This is a genomic window from Streptomyces sp. NBC_00887 (assembly GCF_045207585.1).
Window position 1 is genome coordinate 8,417,613 of record NZ_CP108788.1, and the last position, 17,796, is coordinate 8,435,408.

A 17,796-nucleotide genomic window follows, 5' to 3' on the forward strand; every position below is an offset into this window, starting at 1 on the left:
CCTGAATCACTCGACCCCGAATCACTCGACCCCGAATCACTCGACCCGGAGGAGCCTCGCCATGCGCCGAGCCGGAACACTCCTGCTGACCGCCTGCACCGCCGCTGCCGCCCTGACCGCCCTGGCGGTCACTCCCGCGGTGGCCCAGGGCCGCACCGCCGCCGGGCCGGACGGCCTGGACCGCTGCACCGGGACGGCCCCGGTCGTCTGCCACTTCGACGTCGCTCCCGGTACGTACCGGGTCCGGGTCCTTCTCGGAGGTGTGGAGGCCGGCTCGACGGCGGTCACCGCCGAGACGCGAAGAGCCGTGCTCGCCGAGACCCCGAACGCGGCCGGTGAGACCCTGCGCCGCAGCTTCACGGTGGATGTGCGCGAGCCGGAGGGCGAGCCCACGGGGCCGGCCGGCAGCCCCGGACTGGACCTCGCCTTCGGCGGCACGGCACCGCGGCTCGCGGCACTCCGGGTCGAGCGGGTCCGCACGCCCCAGATCCTCCTCGCGGGCGACTCCACCGTCTGTGACCAGCCCGGTGAGCCCTACTCGGGTTGGGGGCAGCAGCTCCCGCAGTACCTCACGGACCGGCTCTCCGTCGCCAACTACGCCGACTCCGGGGAGAGCTCGCAGACCTTCCGGGACAACCCGGCCCTGTTCCCCGCCCTCCGGGCCCGAATCCACCGCGGCGACCTCGTCCTCATCCAGCTCGCCCACAACGACAAGCAGACCGACCGCGCCACCTACCGGGCCAACCTCACCGCGATGATCGAGGACGTGCGCGCCGAGGGCGGCCGGCCCGTGCTCGTCACCCCGATCGTCCGCCGCTGGTTCAACACCGACGGCACGCTCGACAACGGCACCGCGCTGATCGTCAACGGCCTGGGCGTGGACCTGCCTGCCGAGGCGCGCACCCTCGCCGCCGAGCAGGACACCCCGCTCGTCGACCTCACCGCCCTGACCAGGGCGAGGGTCGAGGAGCTCGGCCCCGAGGCCTCCAAAGCCCTCTACCTCTACAACGAGAAGCGCGACAACACCCACACCTCCACGCGAGGCGCCACCGAGTACGCCGCGCTCGTCCTCGGTGAACTGCGCGCCCAGCAGCTCCTTGCGCCGCGCACGGTCCGGTGACCCCGCACCCCGACGAAAGGCCATCGCCGTGAACCATGCCGAAATGCCCAGCCGCAGGGCCGTGCTGAGGGGAGCCCTGGGTGCGGGAGCCCTCACCGCCGTACCAGGCGTCGCCCACGCCGCGGCGCCACGCGCCCCGTACCGCAATCCACTGGTCGAGCAACGTGCCGACCCGCACATCACCCGGCACACCGACGGCCGTTACTACTTCACCGCCAGCGCCCCCGAGTACGACCGGATCATCCTGCGTTCCTCCCGCACCCTGCGCGGCCTGAGCACCGCCGAGGAAGCGGTGATCTGGACCCGGCACACCACCGGGGACATGGCCGCCCACATCTGGGCGCCGGAACTCCACCGCATCGGCGGCAAGTGGTACGTCTATTTCGCCTCGGCGCCCGCGGACGACGTGTGGAGGATACGGATCTGGGTGCTGGAGAACGCGAGCGCCGACCCCTTCCGCGGCACCTGGACCGAGAAGGGGCAGCTTGCCACGGCCTGGGACACGTTCTCGCTCGACGCCCACACCTTCACCCACCGGGGAGACCGCTACCTCGTCTGGGCCCAGCACGAGCCCGGCCTGGACAGCAACACCGGGCTCTTCCTCTCCCGGATGGCCGGCCCGTGGAAGCTGACCGGGCCCCAGATCCGCCTCAGCACACCCGAGTACGACTGGGAATGTGTCGGCTTCAAGGTCAACGAAGGGCCCGCGGTGATCAAGCGGAACGGCCGCGTCTTCATGTCGTACTCCGCGAGCGCGACCGATGCCAACTACTGCGTGGGCCTCCTCACCGCGGACGCCCGCAGCGACCTGATGAACCCTGCCTCCTGGACCAAGTCCCCGGAGCCCGTCTTCACCAGCAGCGAGGAACGGGTCAGTACGGCCCGGGCCACAACTCCTTCACCGTGGCCGAGGACGGCCGCACCGACGTGCTCGTCTACCACGCACGGCCGTACCGGGAGATCGCCGGCGACCCGCTGCACGACCCCAACCGGCACACCCGGATCCAGCGGCTGGCCTGGAAGGCGGACGGCACACCGGACTTCGGCATCCCGGTGGCCGACTCCGAGTGACATCCGGAACCGGCCCCGCCCACCGGTGCCGGGACCCGTCCGCGGCATTGACGCGCCCCATGTCCCTGCCTATCTTGCGTTCGAAGTTCTGGGCAACGTCCGATATATCGAACAGTGAACTCCTGGAGCATCCATGCCGTACCCGCACCTGTGGCCCCGGCTCACCGTCCCCGTCGTCGCGCTCCTCCTCGGAACGCTGGTGGCCGCACCCGCCCGCGCCGACGGCACCGCACCGGTGGCCGAGCCGACCGACTACTCCCTCACCGTGCACCCGGACCGCACCGGCCCCACCATCGACGACACGATGTACGGGGTCTTCTACGAAGACATCAACCACGCGGCCGACGGAGGGCTGTACGCCGAACTCGTCCAGAACAGATCCTTCGAGTACGACCGTGCCGACAACGCCGCGTACTCGGCCATGACCGCCTGGAGTCCGACCGCGGTGTCCGGCGGCACGGGGCAGGCCCTGACCGTGGACGACGACGACCGTCTGAACGAACGCAACCGCCGGTACCTGCGCCTCGACCTCGCCGGCGGCGCGGGCGGACAGGCCGGTTTCGGGGTGACCAACTCGGGTTACAACGAGGGCCTGCGCATACGCCGGGGCGCCCGCTACGACTTCTCCGTCTGGGCGCGCACCGACCGGGCCGAGGGCACCGCGCTGACCGTCGGAGCGACCGCCGCGGACGGCACCGCGCTCACCGCACCGCTGCGCATCACCGTGCGTGGAGACCGCTGGGCGAAGTACACGGGCACCCTCACCGCCCGCACCGCGGCCGCGGACGGCCGGCTCACCGTGACGGCCGGCGGCAGCGGCACCGTACGGCTCGACATGATCTCCCTCTTCCCCCGGGACACCTACAAGGGACGGGCGAACGGCCTCCGCAAGGACCTCGCGGAGAAGACCGCCGCACTGGAACCCGGCTTCCTGCGCTTCCCCGGAGGCTGCCTCGTCAACACGGGAAGCCATGAGGCGTACGAGGCGCCCGGCTGGGAGCGCAAGCGCTCCTACCAGTGGAAGGACACCATCGGCCCGGTCGAGCAGCGTCCCGTCAACGCCAACTTCTGGGGCTACAACCAGACCTACGGCCTCGGCTACTACGAGTACTTCCAGTTCGCCGAGGACATCGGCGCGATGGCGCTGCCCGTCGTGCCCGCACTGGTCACCGGCTGCGGCCAGAACAAGGCGACCGACGACCCGGACCTGCTGCAACGGCACATCCAGGACGCGCTCGACCTGATCGAGTTCGCCAACGGCCCGGCCGGCTCCACCTGGGGCGCCAAGCGCGCCGCCATGGGCCACCGCGCGCCGTTCGGACTCACCCACCTGGAGGTCGGCAACGAGGAGAACCTCCCGGACGAGTTCTTCACCCGCTTCACCGAGTTCCGCGAGGCCATCGAGGCCAGGTACCCGGACATCACCGTGGTCAGCAACTCCGGCCCGGACGACAGCGGCACCACCTTCGACCGCGCCTGGCAGCTCAACCGTGCCGCGGACGTCGCCATGGTCGACGAGCACTACTACAACAGCCCGCAGTGGTTCCTCGAGAACAACGCCCGCTACGACACCTACGACCGCAACGGCCCCGAGGTGTTCCTCGGCGAATACGCGTCGCTCGACAACCGCTTCTCCAACGCCCTTGCCGAAGCCGCCTTCATGACCGGCCTCGAACGCAACGCGGATGTCGTGAAGCTCGCCTCCTACGCCCCGCTGCTCGCCGACACGAGCGACGCGCAGTGGCGCCCGGACATGATCTGGTTCGACAACGAGAAGTCATGGGGGTCGGCGAACTATGAGGTGCAGAAGCTCTTCATGAACAACGTCGGCGACCGGGTCGTGCCGAGCACCGCCTCCACCACACCCGCGGTCTCCGCGCCGATCACCGGCGCCGTCGGGCTGTCGACCTGGGCGACCAGCGCCGCGTACGACCACGTCGAGGTCACCGGCGAGGACGGCACCCCTCTGCTGAGCGACGACTTCTCGGCCGGGGACGCGCAGTGGACGAAGGCGGCGGGCTGCGGCGCCTGGGCCGTCGAGGACGGCGCGTACGTCCAGTCCGACGAGAGCGCCGAGAACACCCTGGTCACGGCCGGCGACACCGGCTGGCAGAACTACGACCTGCGGGTCAAGGCGACGAAGAAGGCGGGCAAGGAGGGCTTCCTCGTCGCCTTCGGGGTCAAGGATACCGGGAACAAGTACTGGTGGAACCTCGGAGGCTGGGGCAACACCCGCTCCGCAGTGGAGAAGACGGTCGACGGCGCCAACCAGACGATGACCGAGGACAGCACGAAGATCGAGACGGGACGCGCGTACGACCTCAGGATCCAGGTGCGCGACCGGCAGGTCACCCTCTTCCTCGACGGGAAGCAGTGGGGCACCTTCACCGACGACAAGCCCGCCGAACCCTTCCGGCAGGTGGTCACCCGGGACGACGCCACGGGCGAGCTCGTGGTCAAGGTGGTCAACGCCCAGGCGTCGGATGCCAGGACCAGGATCGACCTGGGGGCGAGGCCGGCCTCGCGGACCGCCCGGCTGACCACGCTCCAGGCGGCCCCGGACGCGGTGAACACCGCAGACGACCGGCAGGTGGCGCCACGGAAATCGACCCTGAGGGTCGACGGACGCGTACTCACCCACACGTTCCCGGCGCACTCCGTGACCTTCCTGCGCATCAGGGAATAGGGCCGGAACAGCGAAAACCCCCAGGGTGACCTGGGGGTTTTCTGCTGGTGTCCGAGGGGGGACTTGAACCCCCACGCCCGATAAAGGGCACTAGCACCTCAAGCTAGCGCGTCTGCCATTCCGCCACCCGGACCGGGTGTGTGTCGATCGGGCAGGGCCCGTTCCGACGTGGAAAACCATAGCAAACATTCGGGGGTGCTCGATCACGCCCCATGGTGTGAAAGGCACGTAACGAGGAGCGGGCGGTCTTGGGTGTGCGGGGCAGGCGCGCGAGGATGAGGGGGAGCACCACCGCGACAGTGGAAGGAAGCAGCGTGAGCGAGACCAACACGACTCGGACCGTCTCCGGTGAGGATGAGGTCGTGGACCTCTGTCGTGACCTGATCAGGATCGACACCAGCAACTACGGCGACCACTCGGGCCCCGGGGAGCGGCTCGCCGCCGAGTACGTCGCCGAGAAGCTCGCCGAGGTCGGGCTGGAACCGAAGATCATCGAGTCCCACAAGGGCCGGGCATCCACCGTGGCCCGGATCGAGGGCGAGGACCCCTCCAAGCCCGCGCTGCTGATCCACGGGCACACCGACGTGGTCCCCGCCAACGCGGTCGACTGGACGCACGACCCGTTTTCCGGCGAGATCGCGGACGGCTGCGTCTGGGGCCGGGGCGCGGTCGACATGAAGGACATGGACGCGATGACCCTCGCGGTCGTCCGCGACCGCATGCGCAGCGGACGCAAGCCCCCGCGTGACATCGTGCTGGCCTTCCTCGCGGACGAGGAGGCGGGCGGCACGTACGGGGCGCGGCACCTCGTCGACCACCACCGTGACCTCTTCGACGGCGTCACCGAGGCGATCGGCGAGGTCGGCGGCTTCTCGTTCACCGTCAACGAGAACCTGCGGCTCTACCTGGTGGAGACCGCGCAGAAGGGCATGCACTGGATGCGGCTCACCGTGGACGGCACGGCCGGGCACGGATCCATGACCAACAACGACAACGCGATCACGGAGCTCTGCGAGGCCGTGGGCAGGCTCGGCCGCCACAAATGGCCGGTCCGGGTGACCAAGACCGTGCGGTCCTTCCTCGACGAGCTGTCCGACGCGCTGGGCACCCCGCTCGACCCGGAGGACATGGAGGCGACGCTCGCCAAGCTCGGCGGGATCGCCAAGATGGTCGGCGCCACCCTGCGGAACTCCGCCGCCCCGACCATGCTCGGCGCCGGGTACAAGGTGAACGTGATCCCCGGACAGGCCACCGCGCACGTGGACGGGCGCTTCCTGCCCGGTTACGAGGACGAGTTCCTGGCCGACCTCGACCGGATCCTCGGCCCGCGGGTGAAGCGCGAGGACGTGCACGGCGACAAGGCGCTGGAGACCAGTTTCGACGGCTCCCTGGTGGACGCGATCCAGCTCGCGCTCAAGGCCGAGGACCCGATCGCCCGCGCCGTTCCCTACATGCTCTCCGGCGGTACCGACGCGAAGTCCTTCGACGACCTCGGCATCCGCTGCTTCGGCTTCGCCCCGTTGAAGCTGCCGCCGGAGCTGGACTTCGCCGGCATGTTCCACGGTGTGGACGAGCGGGTGCCGGTGGACGGCCTGAAATTCGGCACCCGGGTGCTCGACCGCTTCATCGACCATTCCTGAGGTCCTGGAGCAGAGGGCGCGCTGCCGGCAGCCGAATTCGCCAGCGTGTGCGTACCTCACCGGAAAGGATGAAAGGGGTCGCGCACTCGTAGCCCCCCAACTCCCTCCTCGTTACAGGTGATGCGGTCCGCGGCTGGGATCGCACTTGTCAACCAGGAGGAATAATGATCAAGAAGGTCGTCGCGGTCGCGGCTGCTACCGGTGGTCTCGTGCTCGCGGGTGCGGGTATGGCTTCTGCCGACGCCGGCGCCCAGGGTGCTGCCATCGGCAGCCCCGGCGTGCTCTCGGGCAACGTTGTCCAGGTCCCGGTCCACGTTCCGGTGAACGTGTGCGGCAACACCATTTCCGTCATCGGCCTGCTGAACCCGGCCTTCGGCAACGTCTGCGTCAACAGCTGACGTTGAACACCAACCCGTAAGGGTGTGAGTCCGGTCGGCCCCGGAGTGCGCCATGCACTCCGGGGCCACTGGGCATTCGGCCCTCGCACGGCTGTGCCGAGGGCATTCGGAAGGCAGAAGGCAGGAAACGAACCTATGCGACAGGTCACACGTAAAGGCCTGATCACCATGGCAGCGGCGGGCGGCGTGCTCGCGCTCAGTGGTGGCTACGCACACGCCGACTCGGGAGCCGCAGGCGGCGCGTCGAACTCACCGGGGGTGCTGTCGGGGAACTCGATCCAGGTCCCGATCGACGTACCGGTCAACGTCTGCGGAAACTCCGTGAACGTCGTCGGCCTGCTCAATCCCACGGGCGGGAACGACTGCGGAAACGGATCGGCGGACGCCGGTCCCGGCCACTCCAGGGAAGACGGCGCCTCGTCCGGTCACGGACACGGCAGGTCCGGCTCCGGCAGCCGGGCCTCCGGGCACGAGGGCCTGGGCGGCGGAGAGGGGACCGGCAGGCACCGCGCCCCGGGCGCCTCCGCTCAGGGGGAGGCGAAGGGGTCACCCGGTATCGGCTCCGGCAACCAGGTGCAGGTGCCGGTCGAGATCTCCGTGAACGTCTGCGGCAACAGCGTCACCATCGGTGGCCTGCTCAACCCGGTCTTCGGCAACAGTTGCGAGAACGACGCGGAGGTCAGCCCTCCGCCCGTCGTACCGCAGACGCCCCACACCCCCGAGGAGCCGGCCCTGCCGCCCGCGCAGGTTCCGCCCGCTCCCGAGGCCCAGCTCGTGCCCGGCCCGCAGCTCGCACAGACCGGTGCGGGCGGGCTCGACCTGCTGGTCCCGGCGAGCGCAGGCCTGCTGCTCGCCGGTGCGGGTACGGTCCTGTACCGCCGCTCGCGCAGCGCCGCATAACGGCACCGCGACTTCGGCGTACGGCGTCGTTCAGGGAGCGGGTTCCGCAGGCGCGGGACCCGCTCCGCGCTACCAGGTGGCCCGGAGCTGGCGGATGATCCGGCGGCGCAACCGGACGCGGCGGCTGCCGTCCAGGCGCAGGGTCAGGCGGTCCAACTCCCAGTGCCCGTACTCGGCATGGTCGGTCAGCAGGCGGGTCGCTTCCTTGCGGGAGACCCCGCGCGGCACGTACACGTCGACAAATTCGTATTCCGGCATCGCATCTATTGTGCGTGCAGAGCCCCGGTACGGATAGCGTCTGCACTATGTCTGATGCTGCGCAGCCCACCGCTGCCGAGGTACGCGCCGCCGCCGATGCAGTCAAAACCGCGCTCGACCGCCACCTCGAGGCGGTCGAACGACGTACGGGGGACGACGACCCCGCTGTTTTCGACGCGTTCAACGCACTGGCCGCTGCGGCCGAGGTCTACGACGAATTCCTCTACGACCGCTACGACGAGGTCACCCCCTTCGAGATCCCCGGCGCTGAGGACTCGCTGCCGCCGTACGCGGGTCCGGAGGAGCCGCACGCCCTCAGTGTGCTGATCAGGCGCGACTACGCGGTGGTGGAACCCCCGCGGCTGCTGGCCCAGGCCCAGCGGCTCGCCGACCTGGACCCGGACCAGCACGACAGCGACACCGTGCCGGTGGTCGGCACCAGCGTGCATGCCGCGCTGGGCGTGCTGTTCGGCGAGTACGAGGTGGACGAGATCGCGTCCCGGCACAAGGAATTCGGACTGGAAGAGGGCGACTCCACGCTGTGGGTCTCCGCAGTGGACGAGCTTCCCGAGCCGGGGGAGTGGCTCGGGGCACCGTTCGACGACGCCGATCCGGCGCAGGTGGTCTGCCGCTTCGACGTCAGCTCGGTCTTCGACGAGGACGAGCTGGACGGAGACGCGGACGTGTCGGTGGTCGGCGGCTCCTGACTCCGCGGACGAAGGCCCCGGCGCGCACCGGGGGCCTTCGTCGGGCGGTCCGGGGCACGCCGGGGTTCCCTAGGACGCGTCCGGGGTCGGCAGCGCCTCCAGCAGGGGGCGCAGCCGCGTCGTCCGCTCCTGGGCGGGGATCTCGGCGACCGCGCGCGGCAGTGCCTGGTCCACGCCGTGCACCACGGACAGGTGGTGCTCACCGCGGCTGAACGCGGTGTACACCCATGGGCGGCTCAGGCCCTGAGCCGCATCGCCAGGCAGGACGACGACCACGGCGGGCCAGCGCATTCCGGCCGCCTGATGGGCGCTGAGGGCCCAGCCGTGGCGTACCGACGACTCCACCGCGTCCGGGGGTACGACGACGGGGGTGCCCGCACAGTCCAGGTGCAGTCCCTCGGCGTCGGCCGAGACGACCGAACCCGGAACGGTCCTGCCGGGAGCCGGTACGTGGACGACCCGGTCGCCCGGGTCGAAGCCGCCGAATCTGCCGGGGCCCGGATTGAGCCGCTCCTTGAGCGCCGCGTTGAGCGCCTTGGTGCCGGCGGAGCCACCGTGTCCGACGGTGATCACCTGCGTGTCGGACGAAGGCACGCCGATGGCACGCGGCACCGAGTCGGCGACGAGCTGCACGGTGCGGTGGACCGCCTCACCCGCATCGCGGACGGGGACGATCACGACTTCCCGGCCCGGCGCGTCGACCTGGGTGAGCTCACCGATTCCGATGCCCGAGACGAGTTCGCCGATCGGTCCGGGGTCCGGTGTGCGCGACACCACCTGCGGGCAGGCGCGTGCCGCCAGCACGTCCGCGAACACCCGGCCCGCACCGGCGGAACCCAGCACACCCGGGTCGCCGCTCAGCACCAGCCGGGTCCCGTCGGCGAGGGACTCCACCAGCATCGCGGCGGTCTCCACATCGAGCTGCGGCGCGTCCAGCACGACCAGCAGGTCCAAGGCGAGGGCACCGTCAGTGTCCCGTCCGGGGCCCGACGCACCGGAGAGCAGATCCAGGAGGGTGACCGCGGTCCGCGGATCACCGACCGCGGTGGCCAGCCGGTGCCTGCCGTCCACACTGTGGGTCGCGCCGAGGGCGCGCAGTCCCAGGCCCTGCGCGGCGGCGACGAGGGCGGCGGGTTCCGCCCGGGCACTCTCGCCACCGCTGTGGGCGACGAGTCCGGCGGTCGCCACCGTCCTGATCAGCTCGGCCGCCGAGGGCGACGGGGCGGCGTCAGCGGCCTCCGTCCAGTCGGCGCCCTTCTCGCAGGCGTTGACCAGCCGTGCCAGGCCGTCGGCGAGGCTCTCCTCGGCCAGCGCGTACCGGTCGAGGCCCAGTAGGACCTGTACCGGCTCCTGCTCGTCGTGTGCGTCCTGAGCGCCGTCCTCGTCGTCCCCCTCCGACTCCTCGGCCTCCGCGGCGTCCGCGGGGTCGAGGCCGTCCTGGAAGACGAGCACGACACCCTCGGCGACGGCGTGCTCGACGGCGGCTTCGGGATCGGTGACCGCGCGCTCGGCCAGTGCCGCACGTACCTGCGACGCGTCCAGTGCGGTATGGCCCTGGAGGGCGGCACGCTCCAGCAGCCAGCCCACGAGCGCCGCCGTGCGCCGCTCGTCGTCCGGGCCGCACTCCGCCCCGAGCAGAGCCCTGGCGAAGCCGTCAGCCTGCTCGGGGCGGACCCCGGGCACGGACAGCAGCTGCCAGGGGTCCTCGCGCAGGAGACCGGCGGCCTGTTCGCCGAGCGTCACAGCAGCCGGCCGTGCCAGGGCCTCGGGCGCGCCGCCCTCGGCGAGCACCGCCGCGACGGCGCCGGCCGCCTCGGGGGAGGCGCTGTGCGTGGGCTGCTGTCCGGCGGGCCGGGGCCGGGCGGCAGCGGGTACGGACGCGGGTCCGGTGGCGGCCGGGCGGGGCGCGGGCGCCGACGCGCGCGGCTCGAAGAACGCGGTGCCGGCCTTCTCGCCGCTCTCGACGGCGCGCACGGCCGCGAGCAGGTCGGCAGCCGGGCCGCTCAGCTTCGTACCGGCGGCGATGGGTCCTTCCTTCTCCGCCTTGCGCTTCTCGATCCGCTCCCGGAGCTCGCGCTGAGCCGCCAGCTCGATCTCGGCCTCCGAGAGCGCGGGATCCGCGACGGTCCCGGGCGTGCCGCCGGCCTCGGTGCCGCCGGAAGCCTCGGCGTCTGCGGATTCTGCGGAGGGCTCGAGGTCGGCCGAGGCCTCGGCGTCCGCGGCGGTCTCGGACTCTGCGGAGGCTTCGGGGCTCGCGGGAACCTGCTCCGCACCGCCCTCCGCGGCCCCGTCGTCGCCGGGCGCACCGGAGGCGCCGACGGCGTCGTCGGAGCCCGCGTCCTCGCGGTCCTCGTGGTTCTCGGCCGCGGGGTCCGGGGTTTCCCCCCGGGGAAGGGCAGTCACAGCGTGCTCCAGTCCTGGTCGGGATAGCGGTGCACGGGCGCCGACACATCGTCGAGCGCCTGGCAGATCTCGTCAGGAAGACTAAGCGCCTCCACTGACAAGGCCTCGGAGAGTTGCTGCGCGTTGCGCGCGCCGATGATCGGGGCCACCACTCCCGGGCGGTCCCGCACCCAGGCGAGCGCGACCATGAGAGGTGTCGTGGCGAGGCCGTCCGCGGCTGTGGCCACCGCGTCCACGATCCGGCTCGCAGGTTCGTCGAGATACGGCTCGACGAAGGGGGCGAGGTGCTCCGAGGCGCCCCGTGAATCGGACGGCGTGCCGGTGCGGTACTTGCCGGTCAGTACCCCGCGGCCGAGCGGGGACGAAGGCAGCAGCCCCACTCCGAGATCCAGTGCCGCGGGCAGCACCTCCCGCTCGATGCCCCGCTGCAGCAGTGAGTACTCCATCTGCGTGCTGGCCAGCCGGGTACGCAGACCGGGCGCCGCGAGCTGCCAGGTGGCCGCCTTGGCCAGCTGCCAGCCGCTGAAGTTCGACACTCCCGCATAGCGGACCCGTCCCGAGGACACCGCCAGGTCCAGTGTCTGAAGGGTCTCGTCCAGCGGAGTCACGGGGTCGAAGGCGTGGACCTGCCACAGGTCGACGTAGTCCGTCCCGAGCCGCTCCAGGGACGCGTCGAGCGCGGCCAGCAGATGCCCGCGCGATCCGTCGAAGCGGCGGTACGGATCGGGCACGCTGCCGGCCTTGGTCGCGATGACCAGATCCTGCCGGGGCACCAGGTTGTCGACGAGCCGCCCGAGGAGGTACTCGGCCTCCCCGCCGCCGTACACATCGGCGGTGTCGACCAGCGTGCCGCCGGCGTCCCAGAAGGCTTTCAGCTGGTCGGCAGCATCGTGCTCGTCGGTGTCCCGGCCCCAGGTGAGGGTGCCGAGCCCGACCCGGGACACGCGAAGGCCGGTACGGCCGAGATGCCTCTGCTCCATGGGCGCTGAGATTACTGGCCAAGGCCCCACAGGGTGGAAGCCTGTGGACAACCGAACTGAGGGCCGTCCAGCCTGCCGGATCCCCGGCATGCGCGCTAGAGTCCGGGACACAGGGACGTTACTCATCAGTAGAGGGAGCGCGGCATGCGGCTCGGCATCAATCTCGGTTACTGGGGCGCGGGCATGGACGGCGACAACCTCGCCGTCGCCCAGGAGGCCGACCGGCTCGGTTACGACGTCTGCTGGGCGGCCGAGGCCTACGGCTCCGACGTACCGACCGTGCTTGCCTGGGTCGCCGCCCAGACCGAGTCCATCGACGTCGGGTCCGCCATCATGCAGATCCCGGCCCGTCAGCCCGCCATGACGGCGATGACCGCGGCCACTCTCGACTCGCTCTCCGGAGGCCGGTTCCGCCTCGGCCTCGGTGTGTCGGGACCGCAGGTCTCCGAGGGCTGGTACGGCGTCAAGTTCGACAAGCCGCTGGCCCGCACCCGCGAGTACGTCGACATCGTGCGCAAGGCCATGTCCCGCGAGCGCCTCTCCTACGAGGGGGAGCACTGGACGCTGCCGCTCCCCGACGGCCCGGGCAAGCCCATCAAGCTCACCGTCCACCCACAGCGCGAGCACATCCCGCTCTACATTGCGGCGATCGGCCCGAAGAACCTGGAGCAGACCGGCGAGATCGCCGACGGAGCCCTGCTGATCTTCCCCTCCGCCGAACACCTCGAGGACACCGCGGTGAAGCACCTGCGGGCCGGCCGTGAGAAGGCCGGGAAGACCATGGAGGGCTTCGACGTCTGTCCGACGCTGCCGCTCGCCGTCGGCGACGACATCAACGGCCTCGCCGACATGTTCCGCCCGTACACCGCGCTGTACGTCGGCGGCATGGGCAGCCGCAAGCAGAACTTCTACAACCAGCTGGCCCGGCGCATGGGGTACGAGAAGGAAGCCGCCGAGATCCAGGACAAGTACCTGGCCGGTGACAAGGCGGGCGCCGCCGCCGCCGTGCCGCACCAGCTCATCGACCAGACCACGCTGCTCGGCTCGGTGGAGCGGATCGCCGAACGCATGCAGGCCTACGCCGCCGCCGGAGTCACCACGCTGACGCTCGCCCCGGCCGGCTTCACGCTCGAGGAGCGGCTTGCGGCCCTGCGCGCCGGCACGGACGCCCTGGAGCACTCCGGCATCGCCGCCTAGGGCCTTCCACGCCCCCGGGGACAGCACTACGGCCGTGGTGGGGGCTTCTGGGGTCCTCCCCGCCACGGCCGTCACAGGGAACAACGCGCACCGCGCCCGACGGTTACGCCCCGACGCCCCGACGCCCCGACGCCGCCGACCGGACGGGGCGGGGGCCCGTTCGGCCCTGTCCGGCCCCCCTCGTGTTGCCTGCCGCCCGGTTCCGCCTTTGACTTTGTTTCTGCGGACACGGTGCGAAGGGTGGCAGTGATGCTCTCGGCAAAGAGTCTTTTTCAGGAGATCCTGGACGACGACGACGCCTTCCGGCTGTTCTGCTCGATCGCAGCCAGCGGGGAGTCCCAGGGCGGCTGGGAGAACGGCCGCATCGCCGCCCTCGTCCCGGGAACCTTGCGCGATCTCGCCCCCAAGATCACCCGGCACGGGGCCGACGAGGACAAGCACGGCCGGATCTTCAACGCCCTGCTGAAGCAGCGCGGGCTCGAACCCGTGGTCGTGCCGTACGAGACCGACTACACGCGGCTCCTGGAGAGGCACGGCATCGGCCTCGCCCATGACCAGCTCAACCGAGACGAACCGCTGTCGGAGCGGGACATCATCGTCTACCTCGCCCACAGCAGGGTCACGGAACAGCGCGCCTCCGAGCAGATGCAGCTGCTGCGCAGGCACTTCGCGGACCATCCGGCACTCGGCCGCGCGGTGAAGATGATCTCGCGGGACGAGGACAACCACCTTGCCTACTGCCATGAGGAACTGCTCCGCTTCGCCCGGGCCGGGCACGGCCGGACGATTCAGACCGTCCTGCGGGAGTGCGCCCTCGCCGAGATCCGGGTGTACCGGGACGTCAGCCTCGCCGTGATGAGCCACATGGGCACCGTGCTGCGCTGGCCCCGCGCCAAGGCGGCCGTCCTGGCCGCGGGGATCCACGGGATGTACGCGTACGAGCGGCTGGCCGGCTGGCGGCGCATGGTGAGCCTGGAGCCGCCCGCACGGCCCGACGCGCTGGGCGGCCCGGCGACGCCGGAAGTCGAGTACGCCTGACGGACGGGCCCGGCCCGCCCCGAACGCGGAGCGCTACATCCAGCCGCGGTGTTTGAACAGGCGGTACAGGCCGAAAACGGCGCAGCCCATCAGCCCGATCACCACCGGGTACGTCCACACCCAGTGCAGCTCGGGCATGTGGTCGAAGTTCATGCCGTAGATGCCGGCCACCATGGTCGGTACGGCGGCCATGGCCGCCCACGCCGAGATCTTCCTCATGTCGTCGTTCTGCCGTACCCCCATCTGTGCCAGATGCGCCGACAGAATGTCCGAGAGCAGCCGGTCGAGCCCCTCCACATGCTCGTTGGCACGCGTCAGGTGGTCGCTGACGTCCCGGAAGAACGGCTGAGAGTGCTTGTCGACGAAAGGCACGCCCGCGCCCGCGAGCCGGGTCATCGGCGCGGTCAGCGGGCCGGTCGCCCGGCGGAATTCCAGCACCTGCCGTTTGAAGGTGTAGATGCGGGCAGCGGTGTTCTTGGCGTCCCCGGTGCCGCTCGGGGCGAACACCTGCGCCTCCAGCTCCGACAGGTCCGCCTGGAGCTCGGCGGCGACCTCGATGTAGTGGTCGACCGCCGCGTCGCTGACCGCGTACAGCACTGCCGTGGGGCCGTGCCTGAGCACCTCGGGCTCGGCCTCGAGCCGGCGGCGTACCGCTGCGAGGGGTGCCCCCTCGCCGTGGCGGACGGTCACCACGAAGGAGTCGCCTATGAAGATCATCAGCTCATCGGTGCTGACCGTGTCGCTCTCCGGCTCGTAGACCACGGGCTTGATGACGGCGAACAGGGAGTCGTCGTAGACCTCGAGCTTGGGACGCTGATGGGCGCGCAGGGCGTCCTCCACCGCCAGGGGGTGCAGGCCGAACTCGCTGCTGACGAGGTCGAACTCCTTCTCCGTCGGCTCGTGCAGTCCGATCCAGACAAAGGCGTCCCCGACCTGCCGCGCTTCGCCCAGGGCGTCGGAGAAGTCGGCGGGGCCGTCGGTCCGGCGCCCGTCCCGGTAAATGCCGCAGTCCACGATCACGCGCGCATTCTTCCCTGCATCGTGCCTCCTCGCACCTTCGACGTTCCCTCTACGCTGGCACGTATGCCCACGCTCATCCTTGTACGCCACGGACGCTCGACCGCCAACACCGCCGGAGTGCTCGCGGGGCGGACCCCCGGTGTCTCCCTCGACGAGCGCGGCGCCGAACAGGCGGCCGCGCTGCCCGGACGACTGGCCGCGATCAACCTCGTCGCGGCCGTCAGCAGCCCCCTGCAGCGCTGTCGTGAGACCCTCCAGCCCCTGCTCGACGCCCGGCCCGGCCTCGTCCTGCGGACCGAGGACCGGATCAGCGAATGCGACTACGGCGACTGGTCGGGGCGCAAGCTCGCCGAACTCTCCGACGAACCGCTGATGTCCGTCGTGCAGCAGCACCCCTCGGCCGCCGCGTTCCCCGGCGGCGAGTCCATGCGGGCCATGCAGGCCAGGGCCGTGGACGCCGTACGGGACTGGAACAGCCGCATCGAGGCGGAACACGGCGACGACGCCACGTACGTGATGTGCTCGCACGGCGACATCATCAAGGCCCTCGTGGCCGACGCGCTCGGCATGCACCTCGACCTCTTCCAGCGCATTCACGCCGACCCCTGCTCGGTCACCGCGATCCGCTACACCCGCCTCCGGCCCTTCCTCCTCCGCCTCGGTGACACCGGCGACTTCGCGTCCCTGGCACCGCGCGAACAGCCCCTGGGGGCCGACGCGGCGGGGGAGGAGGCAACGGATGCGGCCGTCGGGGGCGGCGCGGGGGCGCCGTGATCTCTCCGCGCAGTAGGGTGGACGCGCCGTGGAGGCCTTGCGGGGGAATCCCCCCCCCCGGGGCCCGGGCGGCCCCCATTCGCCTTCATATTTCAAGGGAGACAGGACGTGTCCCGTCAGGTGTTCCTCTACGACCCCCCGGACCGTTTCGTGGCCGGTACGGTCGGGCTGCCTGGCCGCCGTACGTTTTTCCTGCAGGCATCCTCGACGGGACGGGTCACCAGTGTGGCCCTGGAGAAGACCCAGGTTGCCGCGTTGGCCGAACGGATCGACGAACTCCTCGACGAGGTCGTCCGGCGGACCGGCGGCAATTCACCGGTGCCGGCGGTGGCACCCATGGACGTCACCGACACCGCCCCGCTCGACGCCCCGGTCGAGGAGGAGTTCAGGGTCGGCACGATGGCGCTCGCCTGGGACGGCGAGGAACAGCGCATGATCGTCGAGGCGCAGGCCCTCGTCGAGCTGGACGCGGACTCCGCGGACGACCTCGCGGAGGCCGAGGAAAGGCTCCTGCAGGACGAGGAGAACGGCCCGCCGATGCTCCGGGTCCGGCTGAGCGGCGCGCAGGCCCGGGCGTTCGCCAAGCGCGCCCTGGACGTCGTGAACGCAGGCCGCCCGCCGTGCCCGCTCTGCAGCCTGCCGCTCGACCCGGAAGGACACGTATGCCCGCGCCAGAACGGATACCGTCGCGGAGCCTGACGGAGGCCGGACTGAAGACCCTGCTCGCCCAGGGGGAGCTCACGGTCCTCGGACAGGTCCGCGGCGCGTCGAACGCCGTGCTCTACTGCACGGTCGCGTACGAGGGCGAGGAACGCCCCTGCGTGTACAAGCCGGTGGCCGGGGAGCAGCCGCTGTGGGACTTCCCGGACGGCACGCTCGCCCAGCGCGAGGTTGCGGCCTACGAGCTCTCCGAGGCGACCGGGTGGGGGCTCGTGCCGCCGACGGTGCTGCGCGAGGGCCCCTACGGCGAGGGCATGTGCCAACTGTGGATCGAGGCGGACGAGACCGCCGAGGAGTCCGCGGCCGACGGCGGCGGTGTCCACGGACTGCCGCCGCTGCTCGGGCTCGTCGAGGACGAGGAGCCGGGGGACGGCTGGAAGGCTGTGGGCTTCGCCGAGGTGGGAGAGGGGAAGACCGCGCTGCTGGTGCACGCTGACGACCCCCGGCTGCGCAGGCTCGCGGTCCTGGACGCGGTGATCAACAACGGCGACCGCAAGGGCGGGCATCTGCTGCCCGCCCCCGGAGGCCGGCTGTTCGGCATCGATCACGGTGTCACCTTCAACGCCGATGACAAGCTGCGGACGTTGCTGTGGGGCTGGGCGGGCGAGCCGCTGACGGCCGAGGCGGTCGAGGTACTGGACGCGCTGTCCGCCGACCTGGAACCAGGTGCGGCGCTGGCCACCCGGTTGGGGGAACTCATCACCGCGGTGGAGCTCGACGCGCTGCGGGGGCGGGTTGCCGGGCTGCGGAAGTCCGGGAGGCACCCGCAGCCGAGCGGGGAGTGGCCGGCGATTCCGTGGCCACCGGTCTGAGAGCGGCCCTCTCGCGGGGGCAGGTGGCCGAAGGCCGGACAGCGGGTCCGGAGGGCGGATCGACCGGTGCGG

General features: G+C 71.0%; 15 protein-coding genes, 1 tRNA gene and 1 pseudogene. 12 read left to right on the forward strand and 5 right to left on the reverse strand.

Annotated features, from left to right (window positions below; translation table 11 throughout):
• The first annotated feature begins 61 nt into the window (after window positions 1–61).
• The 3 genes and pseudogenes from OG844_RS38410 (at window position 62) to OG844_RS38420 (ending at window position 4,877) form a co-directional block, all read left to right on the forward strand.
• Window positions 62–1,120 carry a rhamnogalacturonan acetylesterase gene (locus OG844_RS38410; protein ID WP_406388896.1) on the forward strand — a complete coding sequence of 353 codons (1,059 nt, stop codon included), beginning with the start codon at window positions 62–64 and terminating at the stop codon, window positions 1,118–1,120.
• Window positions 1,121–1,163: 43 nt separating this feature from the next.
• Window positions 1,164–2,191 (forward strand): annotated as a pseudogene (locus OG844_RS38415) (family 43 glycosylhydrolase).
• Between the two features lie 133 nt (window positions 2,192–2,324).
• Complete coding sequence (locus OG844_RS38420) at window positions 2,325–4,877, forward strand: alpha-L-arabinofuranosidase C-terminal domain-containing protein (protein ID WP_406388894.1); 2,553 nt, start codon at window positions 2,325–2,327, stop codon at window positions 4,875–4,877.
• 45 nt (window positions 4,878–4,922) lie between these two features.
• On the opposite strand, the gene OG844_RS38425 is transcribed toward OG844_RS38420, so the two are convergent.
• Window positions 4,923–5,010: transfer RNA gene (locus OG844_RS38425), tRNA-Leu, on the reverse strand.
• Between the two features lie 181 nt (window positions 5,011–5,191).
• Here OG844_RS38425 and OG844_RS38430 point away from each other — a divergent pair.
• The 3 genes from OG844_RS38430 to OG844_RS38440 all read left to right on the forward strand — a co-directional run bounded on the left by OG844_RS38430 (window position 5,192) and on the right by OG844_RS38440 (window position 7,815).
• Entirely contained in the window at window positions 5,192–6,517 is a 1,326-nt protein-coding gene (locus OG844_RS38430; RefSeq protein ID WP_406388892.1) for a M20/M25/M40 family metallo-hydrolase, read from the forward strand.
• A 164-nt stretch (window positions 6,518–6,681) separates the two neighbouring features.
• Window positions 6,682–6,915 (forward strand): chaplin ChpH, encoded by a 234-nt coding sequence (gene chpH, locus OG844_RS38435; RefSeq protein ID WP_406388891.1) that lies wholly within the window; start codon window positions 6,682–6,684, stop codon window positions 6,913–6,915.
• Between the two features lie 135 nt (window positions 6,916–7,050).
• Window positions 7,051–7,815: a chaplin family protein gene (locus OG844_RS38440; protein WP_406388889.1), complete on the forward strand. Its 765-nt coding sequence runs from the start codon at window positions 7,051–7,053 to the stop codon at window positions 7,813–7,815.
• Between the two features lie 69 nt (window positions 7,816–7,884).
• On the opposite strand, the gene OG844_RS38445 is transcribed toward OG844_RS38440, so the two are convergent.
• A complete protein-coding gene (locus tag OG844_RS38445) occupies window positions 7,885–8,073 on the reverse strand; it encodes a DUF5703 family protein (protein ID WP_185301746.1) in 189 nt (62 codons plus the stop codon).
• 47 nt (window positions 8,074–8,120) lie between these two features.
• Here OG844_RS38445 and OG844_RS38450 point away from each other — a divergent pair, with 47 nt between their 5' ends.
• Entirely contained in the window at window positions 8,121–8,780 is a 660-nt protein-coding gene (locus OG844_RS38450; RefSeq protein ID WP_384603578.1) for a hypothetical protein, read from the forward strand.
• A 69-nt stretch (window positions 8,781–8,849) separates the two neighbouring features.
• Here OG844_RS38450 and OG844_RS38455 read toward each other — a convergent pair whose 3' ends face one another.
• Complete coding sequence (locus tag OG844_RS38455) at window positions 8,850–11,183, reverse strand: helix-hairpin-helix domain-containing protein (RefSeq protein ID WP_406388887.1); 2,334 nt, start codon at window positions 11,181–11,183, stop codon at window positions 8,850–8,852.
• Entirely contained in the window at window positions 11,180–12,163 is a 984-nt protein-coding gene (locus tag OG844_RS38460; RefSeq protein WP_406388886.1) for an aldo/keto reductase, read from the reverse strand. The genes OG844_RS38455 and OG844_RS38460 overlap by 4 nt, the downstream gene beginning before the upstream one ends.
• Before the next feature lie 144 nt (window positions 12,164–12,307).
• Between OG844_RS38460 and OG844_RS38465 the strand changes: the two genes are divergently transcribed.
• A complete protein-coding gene (locus tag OG844_RS38465) occupies window positions 12,308–13,360 on the forward strand; it encodes an LLM class F420-dependent oxidoreductase (protein ID WP_406388884.1) in 1,053 nt (350 codons plus the stop codon).
• 249 nt (window positions 13,361–13,609) lie between these two features.
• Complete coding sequence (locus OG844_RS38470; protein ID WP_406396032.1) at window positions 13,610–14,398, forward strand: ferritin-like domain-containing protein; 789 nt, start codon at window positions 13,610–13,612, stop codon at window positions 14,396–14,398.
• Between the two features lie 33 nt (window positions 14,399–14,431).
• Here OG844_RS38470 and corA read toward each other — a convergent pair whose 3' ends face one another.
• The gene (corA, locus tag OG844_RS38475) at window positions 14,432–15,418 is read right to left on the reverse strand and encodes a magnesium/cobalt transporter CorA (protein WP_406388882.1); all 987 of its coding nucleotides are present in this window, start codon (window positions 15,416–15,418) and stop codon (window positions 14,432–14,434) included.
• A gap of 63 nt (window positions 15,419–15,481) precedes the next feature.
• Between corA and OG844_RS38480 the strand changes: the two genes are divergently transcribed.
• From OG844_RS38480 to OG844_RS38490, 3 genes are all read left to right on the forward strand, one after another.
• Window positions 15,482–16,192 (forward strand): histidine phosphatase family protein, encoded by a 711-nt coding sequence (locus OG844_RS38480; protein ID WP_384603587.1) that lies wholly within the window; start codon window positions 15,482–15,484, stop codon window positions 16,190–16,192.
• A 108-nt stretch (window positions 16,193–16,300) separates the two neighbouring features.
• Window positions 16,301–16,891 carry a DUF3090 domain-containing protein gene (locus OG844_RS38485; RefSeq protein ID WP_406388881.1) on the forward strand — a complete coding sequence of 197 codons (591 nt, stop codon included), beginning with the start codon at window positions 16,301–16,303 and terminating at the stop codon, window positions 16,889–16,891.
• Window positions 16,855–17,724, forward strand: coding sequence for an SCO1664 family protein (locus OG844_RS38490; RefSeq protein WP_406388879.1), 870 nt, complete (start codon window positions 16,855–16,857; stop codon window positions 17,722–17,724). The genes OG844_RS38485 and OG844_RS38490 overlap by 37 nt, the downstream gene beginning before the upstream one ends.
• Window positions 17,725–17,796 lie beyond the last annotated feature (72 nt).